Annotated in this window: 18 protein-coding genes and 1 pseudogene; 13 read left to right on the top strand and 6 right to left on the bottom strand. The window is 44.1% G+C overall.

The window, feature by feature from the left end; genetic code table 11:
* Positions 1 to 5: 5 nt before the first annotated feature.
* A complete protein-coding gene (locus ACSQ8O_RS36210; RefSeq protein WP_436245682.1) occupies positions 6 to 293 on the bottom strand; it encodes an ArsR/SmtB family transcription factor in 288 nt (95 codons plus the stop codon).
* 454 nt (positions 294 to 747) lie between these two features.
* On the opposite strand from ACSQ8O_RS36210, the gene ACSQ8O_RS36205 reads away from it, so the two are divergent.
* From ACSQ8O_RS36205 to ACSQ8O_RS36165, 9 genes are all read left to right on the top strand, one after another.
* Positions 748 to 2,004, top strand: coding sequence for an ABC transporter substrate-binding protein (locus ACSQ8O_RS36205; protein ID WP_436245681.1), 1,257 nt, complete (start codon positions 748 to 750; stop codon positions 2,002 to 2,004).
* A 104-nt stretch (positions 2,005 to 2,108) separates the two neighbouring features.
* Positions 2,109 to 3,026, top strand: coding sequence for a carbohydrate ABC transporter permease (locus tag ACSQ8O_RS36200; protein WP_436245680.1), 918 nt, complete (start codon positions 2,109 to 2,111; stop codon positions 3,024 to 3,026).
* Positions 3,027 to 3,344: 318 nt separating this feature from the next.
* On the top strand, positions 3,345 to 3,677 hold the full coding sequence (locus ACSQ8O_RS36195) for a hypothetical protein (RefSeq protein ID WP_436245679.1): 333 nt from the start codon (positions 3,345 to 3,347) through the stop codon (positions 3,675 to 3,677).
* Positions 3,638 to 3,823, top strand: coding sequence for an SUMF1/EgtB/PvdO family nonheme iron enzyme (locus ACSQ8O_RS36190; protein ID WP_436245709.1), 186 nt, complete (start codon positions 3,638 to 3,640; stop codon positions 3,821 to 3,823). The genes ACSQ8O_RS36195 and ACSQ8O_RS36190 overlap by 40 nt, the downstream gene beginning before the upstream one ends.
* A gap of 254 nt (positions 3,824 to 4,077) precedes the next feature.
* Positions 4,078 to 5,766 carry a GMC oxidoreductase gene (locus ACSQ8O_RS36185; RefSeq protein WP_436245678.1) on the top strand — a complete coding sequence of 563 codons (1,689 nt, stop codon included), beginning with the start codon at positions 4,078 to 4,080 and terminating at the stop codon, positions 5,764 to 5,766.
* Between the two features lie 50 nt (positions 5,767 to 5,816).
* Positions 5,817 to 6,059 carry a hypothetical protein gene (locus ACSQ8O_RS36180; protein WP_436245677.1) on the top strand — a complete coding sequence of 81 codons (243 nt, stop codon included), beginning with the start codon at positions 5,817 to 5,819 and terminating at the stop codon, positions 6,057 to 6,059.
* Between the two features lie 34 nt (positions 6,060 to 6,093).
* A complete protein-coding gene (locus ACSQ8O_RS36175; protein ID WP_436245676.1) occupies positions 6,094 to 6,225 on the top strand; it encodes a hypothetical protein in 132 nt (43 codons plus the stop codon).
* 290 nt (positions 6,226 to 6,515) lie between these two features.
* The gene (locus ACSQ8O_RS36170; RefSeq protein WP_436245675.1) at positions 6,516 to 6,776 is read left to right on the top strand and encodes a hypothetical protein; all 261 of its coding nucleotides are present in this window, start codon (positions 6,516 to 6,518) and stop codon (positions 6,774 to 6,776) included.
* Entirely contained in the window at positions 6,773 to 6,901 is a 129-nt protein-coding gene (locus ACSQ8O_RS36165; protein ID WP_436245674.1) for a hypothetical protein, read from the top strand. Before ACSQ8O_RS36170 ends, ACSQ8O_RS36165 begins: the two co-directional genes overlap by 4 nt.
* On the opposite strand, the gene ACSQ8O_RS36160 is transcribed toward ACSQ8O_RS36165, so the two are convergent.
* The 5 genes from ACSQ8O_RS36160 to ACSQ8O_RS36140 form a co-directional block, all read right to left on the bottom strand.
* The gene (locus ACSQ8O_RS36160; RefSeq protein ID WP_436245673.1) at positions 6,898 to 7,992 is read right to left on the bottom strand and encodes a GerAB/ArcD/ProY family transporter; all 1,095 of its coding nucleotides are present in this window, start codon (positions 7,990 to 7,992) and stop codon (positions 6,898 to 6,900) included. The two genes, ACSQ8O_RS36165 and ACSQ8O_RS36160, sit on opposite strands and share 4 nt — an antisense overlap.
* Positions 7,993 to 8,023: 31 nt before the next feature.
* Complete coding sequence (locus tag ACSQ8O_RS36155) at positions 8,024 to 8,266, bottom strand: hypothetical protein (protein WP_236292124.1); 243 nt, start codon at positions 8,264 to 8,266, stop codon at positions 8,024 to 8,026.
* A gap of 14 nt (positions 8,267 to 8,280) precedes the next feature.
* Positions 8,281 to 9,450, bottom strand: coding sequence for a Ger(x)C family spore germination protein (locus ACSQ8O_RS36150; RefSeq protein ID WP_436245672.1), 1,170 nt, complete (start codon positions 9,448 to 9,450; stop codon positions 8,281 to 8,283).
* Between the two features lie 49 nt (positions 9,451 to 9,499).
* Positions 9,500 to 11,080: a spore germination protein gene (locus ACSQ8O_RS36145; RefSeq protein ID WP_436245671.1), complete on the bottom strand. Its 1,581-nt coding sequence runs from the start codon at positions 11,078 to 11,080 to the stop codon at positions 9,500 to 9,502.
* A gap of 338 nt (positions 11,081 to 11,418) precedes the next feature.
* Positions 11,419 to 13,086 carry a GMC oxidoreductase gene (locus ACSQ8O_RS36140; protein ID WP_436245670.1) on the bottom strand — a complete coding sequence of 556 codons (1,668 nt, stop codon included), beginning with the start codon at positions 13,084 to 13,086 and terminating at the stop codon, positions 11,419 to 11,421.
* An 84-nt stretch (positions 13,087 to 13,170) separates the two neighbouring features.
* Here ACSQ8O_RS36140 and ACSQ8O_RS36135 point away from each other — a divergent pair.
* The 4 genes and pseudogenes from ACSQ8O_RS36135 to ACSQ8O_RS36120 form a co-directional block, all read left to right on the top strand.
* Positions 13,171 to 13,923: pseudogene (locus ACSQ8O_RS36135) on the top strand (ThuA domain-containing protein); the annotation flags it as partial.
* Complete coding sequence (locus ACSQ8O_RS36130; protein WP_436245708.1) at positions 13,903 to 15,045, top strand: aldose epimerase family protein; 1,143 nt, start codon at positions 13,903 to 13,905, stop codon at positions 15,043 to 15,045. The pseudogene ACSQ8O_RS36135 and the gene ACSQ8O_RS36130, both read left to right, overlap by 21 nt.
* A 32-nt stretch (positions 15,046 to 15,077) precedes the next feature.
* Positions 15,078 to 15,689 carry an IS6 family transposase gene (locus tag ACSQ8O_RS36125; RefSeq protein WP_436245669.1) on the top strand — a complete coding sequence of 204 codons (612 nt, stop codon included), beginning with the start codon at positions 15,078 to 15,080 and terminating at the stop codon, positions 15,687 to 15,689.
* A gap of 377 nt (positions 15,690 to 16,066) precedes the next feature.
* On the top strand, positions 16,067 to 18,337 hold the full coding sequence (locus ACSQ8O_RS36120; RefSeq protein ID WP_436245668.1) for a helix-turn-helix domain-containing protein: 2,271 nt from the start codon (positions 16,067 to 16,069) through the stop codon (positions 18,335 to 18,337).
* Positions 18,338 to 18,508 lie beyond the last annotated feature (171 nt).

The raw sequence follows: 18,508 nt of genomic DNA, 5'->3' as shown, positions 1-18,508 counted from the left end.
GACCTCTACTTTTCAGGATTGGTTGTCAGAGACTTCGCAGCCTCAGTGATGGACGTCGGAGAGAGTTCGAAGCCAAAATTGGTAACTTCAAAATAGTTAAGTGCTTTGCCATCGTGAGAGAGCTCCAGTTGGCTGGTGACTAGGCCGACCTCTTCAAGCTTCTGAAGGTGTAGATGTAGCAACGGGCGACTGATGCCAATCTCGCGTGCAAGTTGACTGACATAGTTGCGTCCACCGGATGCAAGCGCAGCGATGATTCGCAGTCTGTGCGGATTGGCGAGTGCTGACAGCATCGCTAGTAACTGATCTCCATTAAGGATAAAATTATTTTCTTTCATGTGTAAATAATAACTGACACGTGAAATGATGTCAAGCGAAATTTGATGATCTGTTCATACGTGGTATACAGCGTCTCACTTATTGTCGCTTCTTATAAATTTGAGGGTAATCAACTGCTGTTAAGGGACGGAAACGATAGTGTAATAAATAGTCAAAAATTTTTTTATTATTTAAGCTAATCCAAAAACTACCTAACCTAAATTTATAGAGGGATTACCTAAATATTTTTATATATTTTTCAGATTGGATATGTAATTGGGATTTAAGTGGGAAAAACTACTGAAAAACTAAACAAATGATCTAATTTTCATTTCTTCACGGAAAAGAAAGCGCTATCTATAATGATGAAGTAGGCCAAAGCGATTCAAACGCAACACTAGAAAGCACATTAGGGGAGGTTGTATTAAAATGAATGTAAAAAAAGTAACCGCTTTATCACTTAGTACAGTCATTGTAGGAGGACTACTGGCAGGGTGTGGCACATCGGACAAGCCAGCCGCAAAAGAAACAGCCAAAGCAGCAGGTACAACAACACCTAAGGACACAGGAAGCAAAGAACCAGTTAAACTGACGTTCTGGTTTCCAGGCGCAGATAAAGCGAATGATGAATACTTCAACAATGCGGCGAAAGAATTTGAGAAGCTGCATCCGAACGTAACGATCGAAACAACGGTGCTGCCATCCGCTGCAGAAGATATTGATACGAAGCTGAACTCAGCGAAGCTTAGTGGAACAATGCCTGACATTTTCTCCGCATACCTAGCTTTCATGGGATCAAGAGGAGCGAAAGGTGATTTTGCCCCACTAGATGCTTACATGGATAAATGGGACCAAAAAGCGGATATCATGGACAGCGCGTTAAACGCGGGTAAATATCAGAATAAGACGCTTGGGTTAGGGTTCTTCCCAGCACCGGAAATACTGACTTACCGGAAGGATTATTTCCAAGAAGCGGGTCTGGACCCGAACAAGCCGCCAGCGAACTGGGACGAGCTAGCCAGCTATGCGGAGAAGCTCACGAAGCGTGATGCGAACGGCAACGTAACCCGTGCAGGCTTTGATATTCCACTCACTTCAGCAGACGTGTTCGTTGAACCTTTCCTTCGTCAAAATGGCGCGAAGTTGATCGACGAAGGGCAAAGTGTTCCGGTTCTGAATGATCCGAAAGCAGTTGAGGGTCTGAAATATTTGGTTGACCTCAACAACAAAAAAGTGAGCATTCCGTACAACTATCAGAAGAAGGATGAAATTCCTTTTGTAAGCGGTAAATCGGCGATGTCTTTCCTTCAAACAAGCGGAATTAGTAATCTGATCAAAAATAATCCGGATTTGAAAGATAAGTTAGGCTTTGCTCCCGTCCTGCAAAAAGAAACAAAAGTTGGCTTCAACGGCTACCGTCTTTTCACAATTGGAAGCACTAGCAAGCACAAGGATGAGTCCTTTGAATTTATCAAATTCATGATGTCCAACGAGCAAGTTTGGAAGCGCTATAAAGATTACGTAAACAATGGTAAAGGTAAGCCAGTTGTTCCTTGGTTAGCTCTTTACAACAAATACATCATCCAATCCTATGAAGAAGCGATCAGCAAGAAGAAAACACCTGAGCAAGCGCTTAAGGATGCACAGGATAGTCTACAAAATGAACTGAAAAATATTGCTAAATAATGTTCCTTAAATAAGGAAGCGGCAAGCGAGCTTGTATGACATTCAACTATCGTCTACAGGCCCGCTCAGCCAGCTCCGTTAATAGGGCTGGAAGGAGAGTCACCATGAACGCAAGCCTAGCAACTCGTGAAGCATCACAGGTTCGTAAAGTGAACAAAGGGCAGCTTGATCGCGATCCCATTGGATATGTATTAATCGCTCCATTTTATTTCTTCCTGCTTATCTTCGTTTTAGTTCCGATTCTCATGAACATCTATTTAAGCTTCACGAATTATGACATGAACAGTATGGATTTTATCGGATTCAAAAATTACAAAATTTTGTGGGGAGATAAGTTTTTCTGGATATCACTCAAAAATACGTTTATATACACGTTGTTTACGCTCTTGTTTACACTTGGACTTGGCTTGATTTTCGCCAGCTTATTGAATAACAAACTCATTGGACTTTCTTTCTTTCGGACTGGATTTTTCACACCGCATGTGACATCCATGGTTGCTGTATCGATGATTTGGTTATGGATTTATGAACCATCACGCGGAATCGCGAATAGCGTACTCGGATTTTTTCATATTGGAGGCAAGCAATGGTTGTATGACCCTAACTGGGCGATGGTTGCCCTGATCATCATGGGGATTTGGAAGTTCGTTGGCTACAACATGGTTATCTACTTAGCGGGTTTGCAAGGGGTACCGCGGGATTTGTATGAAGCCGCTTCGGTAGATGGCGCACATACACTTCATAAGTTCTTTTACATTACAATCCCCATGCTAAAGCCGATCACATTCTTCCTACTCATCACAGGACTCATAAACAATTTCAATGTATTCGAACAGATTAAAATTTTAACAAACGGCGGTCCAATGAATTCGACGACGACCATTGTTCATCAAATTTATAACCGTGCTTTCGGGGAATTTCAGCTAGGTTACTCATCCGCAATGGCAACGGTATTACTGGGGATTATTGCGGTTATTACCATCGTCAATTTCAAATATGGCCAAGGTAATGACATCGATTAAATAAGGTGGTTGATGAATTATGGAACAAACAAAACCTAAGATCGCTCTTTCCATCATCGTATTGATATTTACACTTCTGATGATTTTTCCTTTTCTGCATTGATCAAAAAACTATCGTATATGGTACTTTTTCTTTTTACTGACTATTTGTTCCCTGTAAGTTATGAGAAATAGGTAGCGGAATTTCTAAAAGCATTTATTCAACTTTAAAGATCGAGAATTTCAAGTGCAGTAAATCGACGATTAAATTACCAAGCCATTTCCTATCAAAATCCTTATTAAATGGGTGGAGGCGGCATTAAGAAAGGCGGATTTGAAGTGAAACAGGTTCGCTCCATCTTTTATGGTCTGAAGCCTGTCGTGACGGGTTTGATTATTTATGTAGCGATACATTTTGGTTTCGAGGGCCAAGTTGAAAGTATATTGACTTGGAAAAATGTGAGTATAGCAGCAATGGCTGCAGGAGTTTTCGTTGCAGTAGATCATACACAGGCTCAAGCAAAGTCAAATTGCCAAACAGAACGTATGATTTATATACTTGGTGAGAAGTTTTCAATGGGGACTGACGATCAAAAGGATTCCCATCTGATGGTGATGGGCCTGTCAGAGAAATTTCTGTTAACCCTTTTTACATTGATGCTACGACGTTAACGAATGAAGAATTCAAGAGATTTGTTGAGGATACAGGCTTTCAAACCAAAGCTGAAAGATTCGGCCCAACAAACACCATGGTGGTGGGTGGTAAATGGTGCCGACTGGCTTCATCCCGAAGGTCCGGATTCTGGGATCCAAGATAGGATGGACCATCCGGAGGGCAGGCCGAAAATAATTCGTCTGTCCTCTCTGATGTTGAATGGCTCAATAAAATATTTGGCATTGTGGCATAGTTAATTACAATTTATTAGGTACTTGCTATCTTTTTTAATTCTTGTACCACAACCATAGTAATTAGCATACATAAAGACTCCAATGTCACATTATAGTATAAGTAGGGTACTTATCACTTTAACACATGAAGTACAGTAACAGGTCGGATGGAGAGTGAAAGCCGTTGAGAATATGGGTTTCTAACAACCGTGAAACACTTAGTGCTATCGCGATTAAAAACCGGTTACCCGTTGAAGAGCTAGTTTTGCTCAATCCGCACATTGTGCACCCGGATCTGGACATCACCGGCAAATCAGTCTATCTGCCTTCCGAAACTGAGATGAACAATGAAATTCATTCAAGAGCCGATTCGAAAGGCTCCATTACGACTTGCGCGGTCGCACCGCCAGAAATGCTGAATAACTGGATTCCCCTCACGCCTCTCTCTCAGATGGCAGAACAGGAATATGATGTTCTGATCATCGGTACCGGTGCCGGCGGCGGATCTGTCCTATGGCGATTGTGCGAACAATGGAAGAAGGAGAAGAAACGGATTGGTATCATTGAACGGGGAGATCAAGTGATCCCGACGCATGCAAGAAATCTGTCGACGTTGAACCAAGAGCGCCTCGTAGCCTATTTTAGTTACTTATCCAAGCCGCTCCCAGGTTCTTTACCCGAATATCCGGGAGCCAGACAGCTTTTTGCGCTGGGAGGCAGAACGCTATTCTGGTATGCGTTTACACCACGGTTGCATGAATGGGATCTGGCAAAATGGCCTATACCTGTCCAGGAGATGGAGAGCTACTACGGTATTGCCGAACAGGTTATGAATGTCACGGGAGCCTTTGCAGAAGGGGCGTCCTTCACCGAAATATTATTGGAGCGGTTGTGGCTCCGCGGTTATTCTAAAGCGTCACCTCTACCGGTTGCGGCTGATATCGTACCCCAATCTTTCGGTCAGACTCATACGGATATGTTTACGAGTTCTATTTCCCTGCTTGCCAGAGCTCTGAATCAGAGGCCTTTCGATTTGGCGATCAACGCACGTGCCACGAAAATACTTCATGATAACGGAAAAGTCACAGGAGTTACGGTCGTTTCCCCAGATAAAACAGCGTATACCCTAAAAGCCAAAACAGTTGTTGTGAGTGCGAGTACGTTTGAGACACCTCGTTTGCTGCTGAATTCGGGATTTCAGAACCGAGCGTTGGGGCATTACCTGACGAATCAAACTTTTGTGCAAGCAACGGGAGTGATATCTACGACTGATTTCCCTATCCCTTGGGGTCCTTTGAATATTATGATACCGCAAAAACCGGAAAAGCCATACTCTGTACTAATGACCGGGCCTGAAGCTTTCTACTGGTATCCAGTTAGCGTTGAAAGACCATTAACAGGCGAAACTACGGTCAACTTCTTTGGTTATGGTAAAGTCGAACCGAGATACGAAAATCGTGTAACTCTGAATCCGGATAAAATAGACGAATACGGCGTCCCTGAAATAAAGGTTCATTTCTCCTTGAGTGAGACGGATAAGAACGTCGTTGACCAAATGACGGAAGGGATAAAGCGCATTGCCAAGGATACGGGCGTACGTCTGATTAGTAAGAACGGCAATCCGCCTATTTGCTTGACCCCGCTCGGCGATTTGCATCATGATTCAGGCACATGCCGAATCGGAGACGATCCCAATACTTCCGTCGCTAATCAATATGGACAGATCCACGGAATCTCCGGCCTCTATGTGGCCGACAACAGTGTTCTACCTTACATTGGGGCCGAAAATCTAACGCTGACCACAGTTGCGTTTGCCATTCGTGCGGCTGATCATATTATCAAACAGGGGGGCAAACAGCCGAAAACGAAATGAAGAGCCGCTGAACATTCAGGGTGATGAAGAAAGGATGATGTATTCCATGCATGCAAACGGCGCGAAGGCAAGTGAGCACATCCGGACAACTTCGATGGTGGACTCGTTGTATTTATAGTCGATTATCTGAATCGGGCGACGATGTTTGGTTTTATACAGAATCGTTCGCATACGGCTTGACGCGACTGAAAACACCTACGGAACGAAGACTGGAATATTTCCAATCGGTTGGAAGCAGGTGGGCTTTCCTGGCGTATCTAAGGGATATTGCGCATTTCGCAGTTTTTTATTGACGATTGAACGACCAAGGGGGGGGGGGGGCGTCATATGCTTGATGCCGATGTGATTGAAATGGGGTCAGGTGCGGCGGTGGAGCCGTCGCCGCCAAGGAGCTCCGATCATGCAGATCTGGATGTGGGACTCTATAAGAAAATCTACATTTCATATGAAACAATATGAATGACCAGGTGTCAGGTACATTGTCGCTTCGGACCCGCGGATCGCCGTAAGGTTAGCTCGAATCCATGGTTAGTGCTACTCGTAAGATGAGGGCTGTCTGCAATGATACATAGTTGACAACACCTGTTCTTCCTATTCCGTATTCTGAGGGGAAGAATAGGTGTTTTTCGTTATGGGAGTGTGATATTTTTCGTTTACAAGCCGTGGAACATAATGTGAAAATATTCACATAATGTTCAAGGAAAAAATCGCTTTATATCCCCGGGACTAACAAAATCACAATAGAAACTGTGACGAAACTAAGTAATGCGCTTTTTACACTTCGGCCGCCATTCTATCCCTCGAAGATCAATGATAACGGCATTTCTGGGCAAGTTAGCCTTACCTCTTATGTTGAGTCTGTGGTCACTACGGGTACGGCAAGTTTGACCGGGCCGGGCTTGGTAGGTCAAGTTGATATGATTAGTTTCACCTATAGCTTGGCGGGAGTACAGAAAGTATCCGCACAAGAGATTGCCGTTCGTTATGATGTGAGCGCTTTGAGTTTGTGAACGCAGAATCGATGCTGAGTGGTACGGCCGTAGAGAAGGCCGATAATGATGCATCGGCCGGAGCCTTCTCCGTATCCGTGATGAAGGCAGGCATATTGTACGGTAACAGACTAATGGTGATTTAACCTTTTTTCCTTAGTAGTGCTGCTGCGGTAACGACTAGCAAAGGGAGCAAATATGCGAAAGTGGCCCAAAATGCATGTATGACTGAGACCGCATAAATCCAATGGGCTGATCCATTATCAATTTGATGCAGAGAATAGAGATAGCAGACAAACGTAATAGGAAAGACCAAGATACGATCGTCCCGAAGCTTAAATAATTTTGAAAGCGTCAAATTCAGTATGAAAAGCGTAATGGTTGCTTTTATAAATGAAGTCAGGATTAAGGAGATGCCGATAACGGACTCAATTCTCTGTATGACATCAAGCAGGTCTATGATGCGAGCAACCTCAAACATCGAATATTTTCGTTCTCCTGCCATTGGACCGAACACGAGTATGGTGCTGAGTGTTACGGCGATTAATAGAAAACCATTTATAAACAAGGCAATATACATGCCTTTCTTTACATTTGGCCGATCTTCCTTACGTACATAAGGAAGAAGCATGGCCATAAGCACAAGTTCGACATAGGGGAAGCCGTATGAGAAATATGCACCGAGTATGACTGGCTTGATACCCTCTGGTAGGATGGGGAGCAGATGATCGATTTCGTAATTGCTGCTTGACAATATTATAATGAGAATGATGAAACTGAGAACCATCGCCATAGGAACAAAGAGCATTCGTGCGATCGATTCTATCCCTGAACGTACGGTCAGAGAGACAACAACAAATATGATTAATACAAATAGATACAACGGGGTTTGGCGCATCATGGAACTGTTCATAAATAACCCAATATCCAGGACAATTCCGGATGTCATGTGGAATTGAAACGTAATGAAGGGAATTGCTAGAAGAATCGTAATCCATTTACCGACTAAAGACCTGCTGGCTTCGATGAATGTAAGTTCTGGGAACTTATGGTACAAATAAAGTATACAGGATAGGAAGAATGCGCCGCATGCTATAGAGAGCAACAGGGAAATCCATGCTCCGTTTTTGGCGTAGCCGATGAGTGGTCCCGGGATATTTACAATGGAAGAACCTGTCATGAATGAAAAAAACAAGACACTCATTTGTAATGAACTAATTTGTTCCTTGGCTTTCAACACTTGCACCCCCGCAGCAGATTTCGATTAGTTAAGAGGGAACCGTTAGCAATTCAATAATGCGACGGGCAGGAGTGCCAATGAGTGCTTCTGCAGCCTCTTCCAAAAACATCCATTTTAAGCTGAATGCATAACTAATGCCGAGATAAAGTGAAAGCAGCAGCATAGCTGAATAAGCAAAGAACTCTCGCCTGGCCAGGTTTTTAAGTTTCTGTCTATCCGCTATCCAAATGGCAACGTAAATCACAAGCAGCAGTAATATCTTTACCGACATTTTACTTGTCCCTTCTATTTTTTGAAAACTGGCTTGGCAATGGATGTTCCGCTGTTTAGGATCTTAACGTCAACCGCGATGTCGAACTCCGTGTTTGCAAAGCGGTCATCCCATGTTGGTTTCCATTCCCTCCATAAATAGGGATTTTTCTGGTAAATTTTATTACCCAAGCCGATGGCATCGAATTTATTTTTTTTTAACCACTCAATGGTTCCCTCTAATCGTTGTTTGATCGTCTCCTCCACTCTTCTTGCAAACTCCTTTTCTTCATCAACCTTTTCGACCTTGGAGCAGTTCAATTCCATGATCGCGATTTCTGTGTTAACCTTTACGTGAACTTTCAGCGAATCCTCGTTCATCACAGTAGGCTGCCATTTACTTTTGAGGGAGAGGATTTCAATATTTTCTACATTCTGTTGGGGCTTAGACGGGTTCTGGCAGGGGATATCGATCATTCCGCTTTCATATTTGTTCAGAAACATTTGCAACATTTCTACGTCAGAAGGTTCTATTTTACCTGTAAATTTCCCCTTTCTAATCATGGCAGCTCCGGCAATGTTCGTGACTGTCTTTCCATTTTGGGATAGATACAGATAGGGAACCATTGCGTTGCCGACCTCGCTTTTCATTTGCAGACCCAATTTCAGCAAATTGGTTTTTACTGTTTTGCTACTAGAGGATGCAGATGATTTTTCACTTTGAACTAATTGTTGGCTAATCGTATTTTCAATGAGGGGTTTCATGTTCAAATATTTGTCCGCTCTTCCTTGTGCGATCATGATGGAAACCGTCAGTCGGGGTTCATGATCCCGATAAAAAAATTCGAGTAAACTAAATATTTCCTGTTCACGAGCCAGTTCTTCTCCGATAATAATCAGACGGGTATGACTCCACTGTGTTTTGCGGCCGAGATTAATAGGGATATCCCGAATGGCTCTTGGAAGCGTTGCATTGACTGTGGTCACATTGGTATATGCTGATTCGATTGATTTACCGCCAACCATACTAATGCCTTGGGTTGGCCTGAAAACCTGTGTAGTCAATAAAATTTTTCCATTCTCGGTTTTATCCACGGCAATCCCCATAACAAACCCTTTCTCAGGAAGCTCGGCTCGATCCCAGCAACCTGTCAAGACGAAAAGTGCCGATAAGCTTATGCACAATATCCATATCTGCCTTTTCATGATGGTTGTTCTCTCCTGATTCGCGTGCTGGATTGTTTCCAAAGCTGCCTTAATGAGGGTTTCGCGGTGAGCGCATTAATATACGGAGTGGCGCACGAATGAATATATCTTTCATATGTTTCGGTATAAAAGGAGCGAGTGAGCTTAGATAAGGCTGGCCTAATGAACGTAAATTCGCCAAGTGAAGCCAAATAACCATGAAGGCCATTAATATGCCGAATATGCCCAACGTAGCTGCGAATATCATGATAGGAAACCGTAAAATACGCAGTGCTATGGCCAAATTATATTGGGGTACGGCAAAGGACGCAATTCCGCTTAGGGCAACGGTGATCACCATAATCGGTGATGCGATGCCGGCATTGATGGCCCCTTCTCCAATTACAAGCGCTCCTACAATACTCACGGCTGAACCGACCGGACGCGGCAGCCGAATTCCAGCCTCCCGCAGCAGTTCAAAGAAAAATTCCATAATGAATGCTTCGAAGACAGCTGGGAATGGAATTCCTTCACGAGAATTGATTATGGCAAGCAGGAGAACTGTCGGAATTAATTCTGGATGAAAAGTGGATAAAGCAATATATACGCTGGGCAAACCCACGGCAATAAATAAGGCTGCAATTCTCAATAAACGAATAAGACTTGCAACGATGGTTCTTTGATAATAATCTTCGCTTGATTGCAGCAGTTCAACTAACAAACCGGGACAGATCAGCATGGAACCCGTCCCTTCAACCAATACAACAATTTTCCCTTCCAGTAAGGATGCAACTGCTACATCCGGTCTTTCAGTGTAACGAAATTGAGGAAATGGAGAGTATGACGAATCCTCAATAGCTTCTTCAATATACGAGGTTTCTAAGATCTCCTTGCCCTGAAGACGGGTCAGTCTCCTTTGGAATTCGGCTAACATATCAGGATCAACGGTTCCCTCCAAATAACCATAAGCAACTCTTGTTTTCGTTTGACCCGTGACTGGCGGCATTTCAACTTTAAAATTCGGGGTCTTTAACCGAATGCGCAGCATGCCTAAATTTTTAGATAAATTTTCAACTGTGCTTTCGCGAGGTCCTTGTACGACCGGTTCGGTGACCGATTCGGTGACTTGTCTGGTTTCAAGACCTATCGCATTATAGCATAGGGCTTTGTTCCAATGGTCAACAAAGATGATCAGCTTGCCGAGTAGTACTTCGTTAATTGCCTCATTTAAATCTTCAATTAATGAGGCGCTTTGTGCCGAGGCGACATGACGGCTGAAAAAGAACTCAATATCATCCGGAGTAACCATCGTTCCTGGGCCAACTTCTTGTGTAACCAAGTCCTGGAGCGATTCTTTAAAGAAATTATGCTCTTTTTTTTGAATTAGTGAATCCGAATAGATGGAGAATGCGGCATACTTCATTTCTGGACCGTAGTGCCACTCCAGAATGACAATGTCGCTGCAGCGATTGAATATCGTCTTCACTTTCAACAGATTGTCCATCAAATGGTCAGATATGGCAGCAGGGTTTGCATCTGAAAGTAAAGACGGATTCACAGTGTTAGTTGTAGAAAGTGGTTCATTAATAAAGTTAGGCAAAGGCGTATTGTTGCGATGACGAATTTGAGTAAGCTTTTTGAATAGGTTCATAAGTCCAATCCTTCCCTAAGGATTGTATTATTTTTCCCATAAAGCTGGAAAGTAATTCGCTGGAAAGACATCGCTGTTAAATATTTTTAGGCTATCACCCAATCGTGCAATGAAGAATAATCTGTAGGGAACTAATGCCAGTGGAGGCATTCAAAATCCAAATCATATCGGATCCGGGAAATGACTAAATAAAGTGGCGATTATTACGGGGGAGACAGCGGTAATGGACGTGCAATTGCGTTATCGCTTATCAAAAGAGGAATCCATATTAACGCGGGATCGTATTGTAGGACGTGGACTCCTCTTATCCCAGCATCTCTGAGTATAAAGGACTTTGATCATGACTCTTGTAGTGACTTGATGATGTAATCCGCCGTACGAATCGCCAATGCCACGATGGACAAAGTAGTATTCGTTGCGCCTATGGAGGGCAGCACGCTGCCGTCTGCTATGTAAAGACCGGATATACCATGAATTTGTCCGTACCTGTTCGTGGCGGAGGTCTGAGGGTCATCCCCCATTCGGCATGTTCCAGACTCGTGGTTATCGGTTCCGATCGGCATTAAACAAATCTCCGGAGTACCGTTCTGGGTCGTTGCCAGCTCCAACTGCATAGCTCTGGAAGCTTGTTGTAAGGCGATCGACATCTGCCGGATAACCGCTTCATCCTTCTCACTGTAGGTGAAATTGACTTGTATTTCCGGTACCCCGTATGCGTCTCGACTTAACGGATCCACATAAACTCTGTTTTCGTAACGTGATTCCACCTCGCCGGAAGCGCCGTAAAAACTGATTTTCCACAGATCCTTGATCGGCTTTTGTTCATATTGATAGTTAAAATATTGTTCCGGTCCTTGGAGTTGAAGCTGATAGGGATGCCCTATATGCTGCGGAATGATAATTCCCAATACGCCTAGCGGCTCAGAAAATCCTCGGGTATTTACACTTGCTGTGGCAATCAAGTACGAATGGTTAATGAGATAACGGCCGATTGCCCTTCCCGGAATCTTGGAGTTAAGCAGTATTCGCGGAGTTTGTAATGCGCTTGCCGATAATACGATTGTTTTTGCCTTAATGAAATGGGATATCTTATCCGGGGTCATCACCCGAACCCCCACTGCTTTGCCAAGATCCGTAACCACTTCTGTAACATAGGTATTAACGGCTAAATCAAATGGACGATGCGCTAATGCTCTCGCCAAAGAAACGATGGTACTGTAAAAAACATTTGAATGAATTTTACCGAATCTGGTTTGATCCAGATCGGCAGCGACTGGGATGTTATCTGCATTCTCAAAGCCGTTTTCCCGAAGACGATTCAGCAGGTTTTGGGTAATCGACGAATCCTTTGTATAAGCGCGAGTGACGCTCATCAATTCTTCGGCGATATTGTAATAAATATTCATTTCCTGAATGGAAACCGGCCATCGGGCTAACACGTGATCTGGCATGCGCGGGGCGATCGCCCCCCAGAGCAAAGTTCGTCCGCCTAACGTATAAATAAGCTTTGCGCCAGGAAGCTGCGGGAGCCGCTTGCCAATTGGATAAGTTATATTATAGGGTCTTAATATTCGAAAGTTATCACCGTTTATAGTCGCGATGTTCATGCAATGGGTAGGCAGGGAAATGTCCCCTCTTTCAACGACGCCAATCTTCTTTCCGTTGTTTCCCCACTGTTCGGCTAACCGCCAAAGGGCAGCGCCTCCTCCGGCTCCTGTTCCCACAATAAGTACATCGTATTCGGTTTGAGCCATTTGTTCTGCGGAAGTGATTGGAATCCACTCGCGAAGAAATTCCGACTCGGGTACAGGCGGGCAAAATTCGCCAAAGATGCGGTTATCGGATTCAGGCATGTTCGTGGCAGGAAGGTTAACCCGCTCACCTGTGATAATGGTATCGGGACTTGCGATATGTGGATTAACCGACATCATTTGCAGTAATCCTACCTGAAGTTTTTGAGAAATTGTAACCAGGGTATCATAGTGATCAGCAATATAGATCCTCAATGTAATCACTTCCTTTTAAATAACGTATATGCTCTGGGTACCTATGTTAATGACATGGCGGATGATATATGGAGGGATTATTCAATGAAAGTAAGGATTGGCAGTGGGCAGATGTTTGAAATGAAACCGATCCATGTGACCATATGGAATGAATTTATTCATGAGAGAACAGACCCTGGGGTAGCTCACATCTATCCAAAAGGCATACATCAAGCGATTTCTGCTGGTATTGAACCGTACGGATTTCGAACTCAAACGGCAACCTTGGATCAGCCCGAGCACGGATTAACGACGGAGGTGCTTAACCGTACGGATGTATTGATATGGTGGGGGCATCTGGCTCATGATAGGGTATCAGATGAGATTGTCGATAGAATTCAAGCAAGGGTATTGCAAGGCATGGGACTCATCGTACTTCATTCTGGCCATCGTTCGAAAATTTTCCGGAGATTAATGGGGACTTCATGTGATTTGAAGTGGAGAACAATGGCGGAGCGGGAAAGGTTATGGGTTGTCGATCCTTCACACCCGATTACAGCAGGAATTGGCGAATTTATCGAATTGCAAACGGAAGAGATGTATGGAGAGTTTTTTGATATCCCAGCCCCTGAGGAGCTTGTATTTGTCAGTTGGTTTCAGGGCGGAGAAGTATTTCGCAGCGGCTGTACCTATAGGCGTGGACTCGGGAAAATCTTTTACTTCCGACCAGGACACGAAGAGTACCCTACCTATCACAACAAATATGTTTTGCGGGTTATTGCAAATGCAGTAAACTGGGCCGCGTCACCTCATGGAGCAGAACCTGTATACGGATTCATGCGACCGCTTGAGAAAATAAATAAAGTCGGGCCTCCTTTACCCATTCAGGCGAACGCAGCTTACGGCACCATATCCAAGCAATATTTCGGGAAAACCGCTGATGATGAACCAATATATCTCTATACATTAACTAATAAACATGGCATGCAAGCCTCAATCATGACTTACGGCGGTATTATGCTGACTCTTAAAGTACCTGATCGCCACGGAGTATTAGAAGATGTTCTTCTTGGTTATGGGACGTTGGAAGATTTCTTGCGAACCGGGAATAAGCCATACTTTGGGTCGGCTATTGGACGTTATGCAAATCGCATTGCAAATGGCCAATTCAGTCTTGATGGCGTGACCTATCGGCTATCCGTTAATGAACCACCCAATACGCTTCATGGCGGAAAAAGGGGATTTAATAAAAGGGTATGGGCATCAGAGGAAGTCTATCACGAAGACGCAGTTGGAGTCGCGTTATACTATACGAGTAAAGATGGTGAAGAGGGTTTCCCAGGTAATCTTGGAGTAAAACTTACCTACACGCTGACAGACAACAATGAGCTAATCATTAATTATTCAGCTATGACAGATAAGAAGACCGTTGTAAATTTGTCCCAACATAACTATTACAACTTGGCAGGCGCGGGGAATGGGAATATTCTTGATCATGTGCTTACGATTCACGCCGACCGATTTACGCCGATTATGCCAGATCTTATCCCGACTGGGCACATTCAAAGTGTTGCTGGTACACCGCTTGATTTCCGGATCCCGACAACAATTGGTGCAAGGATCCACGCCCAAGATCCACAGATGTGGTATGCAAGAGGCGGTTATGATTTTAATTATGTCCTGAATCCAAGCGGTGTGGCTATGGATAAGGCAGCAAGTGTCTATGAACCGAATTCGGGCCGGATGATGGAGGTCTATACGACACAGCCAGCTTTACAGTTTTATTCAGGGAACGGTCTAGATGGAAGTGAAATCGGAAAGGGAGGCATAGCGTATAACCGGTATGACGGGTTTTGTCTTGAGACCCAGCATTATCCGGACTCCCCGAATCATCCCAATTTCCCTAGCACGGAATTGCTCCCAGGTCAGATTTACAAGCAAACGTCCGTCTATAAGTTTTCAGCAAGAGCAAGCAAGTAGAAGCTATGGTTGTGGTGCAAAACTCCTAATTCATGATAACGGAAACCAAATTGGATTTATTTAAATGGAAGCAATACCATACAACGATCATGAGATGGGTCCATGAGTTTGGACCCGAAATAGATAAACGAATCCGCAGCTATTTGAAACCCTCAAACGATTCTTGGTGTACGGACGAAACCTATATTAAAGTTAAAGGACAGTGGAAATATCTTTACAGAGCAGTAGATTCAAAAGGAAACACGATTGATTTCATGTTATCTGAAAATCGTGATATGACGGCAGCCAAGCGTTTCTTTACAAAGGCTTTATCCTCGCCACATCATCAAATACCTCGTGTGATTACTTTGGACAAAAACCCGGCATATCCACCAGCCATACAAGATTTAATAAATGAAAAAGCCCTGCCAAAAGAAACATTGGTTAGTCAAACTAAGTATCTAAACAACATTGTTGAACAAGATCATCGATTCATAAAGAAAATCACAAAACCGATGCTTGGTTTCAAATCGTTTCTTACAGCGGTTCAAACGTTAAAGGGAATTGAGGCTTTACATATGATAAGGAAAGGGCAGGCCGAAAATAATTCGTCTGTCCTATCTGCTGTTGATTGGCTCAATAAAATATTTGGTATAGTGGCATAGTTTAATTACAATTGGATGGGTATTTGCTATCCATTTTTATTTTTGCACCACAACCTTTAGCTCTTTTAATAATTATTGAAGTATGTAAATCAAGTGCGACTGTTTAAACTGACCTCTTTGAATAAACAGGGAGCAGATCGCCGCGGCGGGTAACTGTTCCTTTTTAATATTGAAGTAACTAGTAGTTATTTGTGGTAGAATATGTATTATTTTATGTACTTAATTTAGAGGAAAGCTCGGAGATCCTATGCAGGAAAAGCCCTTGGCCAACCAAAGCGCCATGTCATTTTTCCTTTATACGATAGCAAACGTAGAGTCAAGAGGCATATCGATGTTCATTCTATCATTCTACTAGACACTAAATGAGGAGGGGCGTTATGAAGCGTTTTCCGATGATGCTTCAATTAGCATTAATTCTGTTCTGCGTTATGGCCATTCCAACAGCGACGTTAACTTGGTACAGCGGTGCACAGATTTTAGGGAATTCGGAGCGCGCTATTGCAGAATCTGCTCTCGCCGGATTGAATGCCAACCGCAATCTGAACGAGAATACGCTCGACAACTTAGCCCAGAACACGATACGTCTTGCCGCGACCCATTTTTTTGACAAGATCCGCCCTTACAAAACCTTTGAAGAAATCAATTCGAATTACGAAAATGTCTTCAACGCATTATCCGTACAGCAAGATCTGATGAGTCTTAACCGGATCGGCGACGGAGTTTATTCCTCCTTCTTTTACGTGAGCGATTCGGACTATGTCGTGTCGACAGATAAAGGCATCACGAAGTTGGAGCGGTACGAGGACTTCGATTGGATGAAGGAAGCCCTTGCCGAGCGGGAAGGAATCAGTGGGGTCTGGTATCCGCGTAAGCTTGATTCGGGTGTGGACGTTATCTCCTATATGCTGCCGCTCAACCGGCTCTCAACTACCATGCGCGGTACGATTGTCGTGAATTTGCGTGAAACCCAAATGGAAAATGATATGCGCTCATCAAGTAGCGGTGAGCAAAGATACATGCTCATGAATTCAAAGGGAACCATTATCTCTCACTATGACAAGAGCATGCTGTTTAAGAACGGCAGTGAGGAGACCGTTATTCGTGAGATCTTAGCGCAGGACAAAGCAGAGGGATATGTATTACGCAAGCTTGACGAAGAACGGTTGCTCTACACGTGGTCTCGGTCGAAGCAGTTCGGATGGATTTACGTGAAGATTTACTCGGTCAATGAACTGATGACCAAGACTCATACCTTACAGAAAAATATCATTTTCCTTACAGCGGGCATTATTTTCGCCGGGACCATTCTAACCGTCATTTTCGCGACATGGTTGTCCAAGCCAGCCAGGGAATTGGTACGGACATTGCGCAAGCGCGGTCATTTGGGAGTAAAAGGAAGGAACGAGCTCGCTTATCTGGATGCGGCGTTCAGGCGAATGCAGGAGGAAGAGGATGCACTCCATGGGCTGCTCCATGTCCGTGAACAGGATGCCCGCAGTCTGGCGGTTCATAATCTGCTGCGGGGTGAACTGACCCCGCCGGCCGCCGTCATGTTTCCGGCCCGTTATTTTATTGTTGCTGTCGTCTCGATTGATCGATACAGGAAGTACGTGAGCAAGAATAATCCTGAGATGCGCAGCACCCATCGTCAGTTGCTGATATCCCAATGCGACAGCATGTTTCCGAATGGGGTGCATACACGATGTGTATATCAAGGAGACGGCTGCTTCGCTATAGTGATCAACTATGGGCTGCTGGAATTTGAAAAGGAAGGTGCAGGCATTGACGTCGCACTCAGCGATATTCGTGATAAAGCTGAGGAGCTCTTGGAGAACTCTGTCACCATAGGTGTAAGTAGTCCGACAGAGTCGAGTGACAGCGTCGCGGAACGCGTGATCGAAGCGATGGAGGGAGTCAAGCACCGCATGATCGCAGGCAGTGGTGGAATCATCTATTGGAAGGAACAAGAGGGGCGCGACAAGAGATATATTTATCCTGCTAACAGCGAAAGACGAATTCTAAATTACTTGAACCATGGTCAACTCGAAAGCATCATCAAAGAACTAGAAATCATAAGCGGCGAAATCCGTTCCGCAGAATACATTTCCTACGATAATATCTTATTTATTTACCATCAATTGGCAGGTATGACCATCAAGCACCTTAGAGAGAACTATGTAAACACAGCTCGGATTTTCGCAGGAAGAGGTAATATTTACGCTGCCCTCGCATCCATTGACACGCTTGACGAGCTGGAAGAATATTTTCGCGATCTCTACGCGGAGATCGTGCAGCACCTGGCGCGTTCACCAGGCGAGACCAACAACTACGGTGAGCGCATCATCAGCTATATAAACGAACACTATCGCGAAGAAATCGTTTTTGAGGACATGGCGAAGGAAATCGGTATCAGTTACTCTTACATGCGCAAGATCGTGTATGAGATGACAGGCATGAGTACGATTGATTATCTCAACCAGCTGAGAATCGAGAATGCGAAGCAGCTACTCGTCGATTCCAGGTTGACTATCACGCAGATTGCACTCGAGGTTGGCTATTATAATGTACAAAGCTTCAACCGATTTTTCCGTAAATTCGAAGGAATGCCTCCGAGCAGTTACAAGGCGGCGAAGTTACGGACATCCTGAAGAAAAATAAACGACACTCCATCCGGGAACCTTGGGGTCATCAAGCTGTCTTTTCGGCCCTTATGGCCGACAAAGGCAGCTTAACTTTTGCTCCTACCTATCAGAATTGATCATTAGAAAGTCCGAGGATAGTGATTTTGCTGCACGTTAATCAAAAATGACGGGTTGAAT

Source organism: Paenibacillus sp. LjRoot56 (genome assembly GCF_964253335.1).
In the GTDB taxonomy this organism is placed as follows: domain Bacteria; phylum Bacillota; class Bacilli; order Paenibacillales; family NBRC-103111; genus Paenibacillus_E; species Paenibacillus_E allorhizoplanae.
Note: the sequence above shows the minus strand (reverse complement) of the source record. Positions and strands in the feature narration are given on the sequence as shown.

Excerpts from the sequence above, each read along its gene's own strand:
- ACSQ8O_RS36180 (WP_436245677.1), top strand. The coding sequence starts at position 5,817 with ATGCAAACGGCGCGAAGGCAAGTGAGCACATCCGGACAACTTCGATGG.
- ACSQ8O_RS36150 (WP_436245672.1), bottom strand. The coding sequence starts at position 9,450 with ATGAAAAGGCAGATATGGATATTGTGCATAAGCTTATCGGCACTTTTC.
- ACSQ8O_RS36125 (WP_436245669.1), top strand. The coding sequence starts at position 15,078 with ATGATAACGGAAACCAAATTGGATTTATTTAAATGGAAGCAATACCAT.
- ACSQ8O_RS36145 (WP_436245671.1), bottom strand. The coding sequence starts at position 11,080 with ATGAACCTATTCAAAAAGCTTACTCAAATTCGTCATCGCAACAATACG.
- ACSQ8O_RS36200 (WP_436245680.1), top strand. The coding sequence starts at position 2,109 with ATGAACGCAAGCCTAGCAACTCGTGAAGCATCACAGGTTCGTAAAGTG.
- ACSQ8O_RS36120 (WP_436245668.1), top strand. The coding sequence starts at position 16,067 with ATGAAGCGTTTTCCGATGATGCTTCAATTAGCATTAATTCTGTTCTGC.
- ACSQ8O_RS36130 (WP_436245708.1), top strand. The coding sequence starts at position 13,903 with ATGCGACCGCTTGAGAAAATAAATAAAGTCGGGCCTCCTTTACCCATT.
- ACSQ8O_RS36175 (WP_436245676.1), top strand. The coding sequence starts at position 6,094 with ATGCTTGATGCCGATGTGATTGAAATGGGGTCAGGTGCGGCGGTGGAG.
- ACSQ8O_RS36210 (WP_436245682.1), bottom strand. The coding sequence starts at position 293 with ATGCTGTCAGCACTCGCCAATCCGCACAGACTGCGAATCATCGCTGCG.
- ACSQ8O_RS36205 (WP_436245681.1), top strand. The coding sequence starts at position 748 with ATGAATGTAAAAAAAGTAACCGCTTTATCACTTAGTACAGTCATTGTA.
- ACSQ8O_RS36155 (WP_236292124.1), bottom strand. The coding sequence starts at position 8,266 with ATGTCGGTAAAGATATTACTGCTGCTTGTGATTTACGTTGCCATTTGG.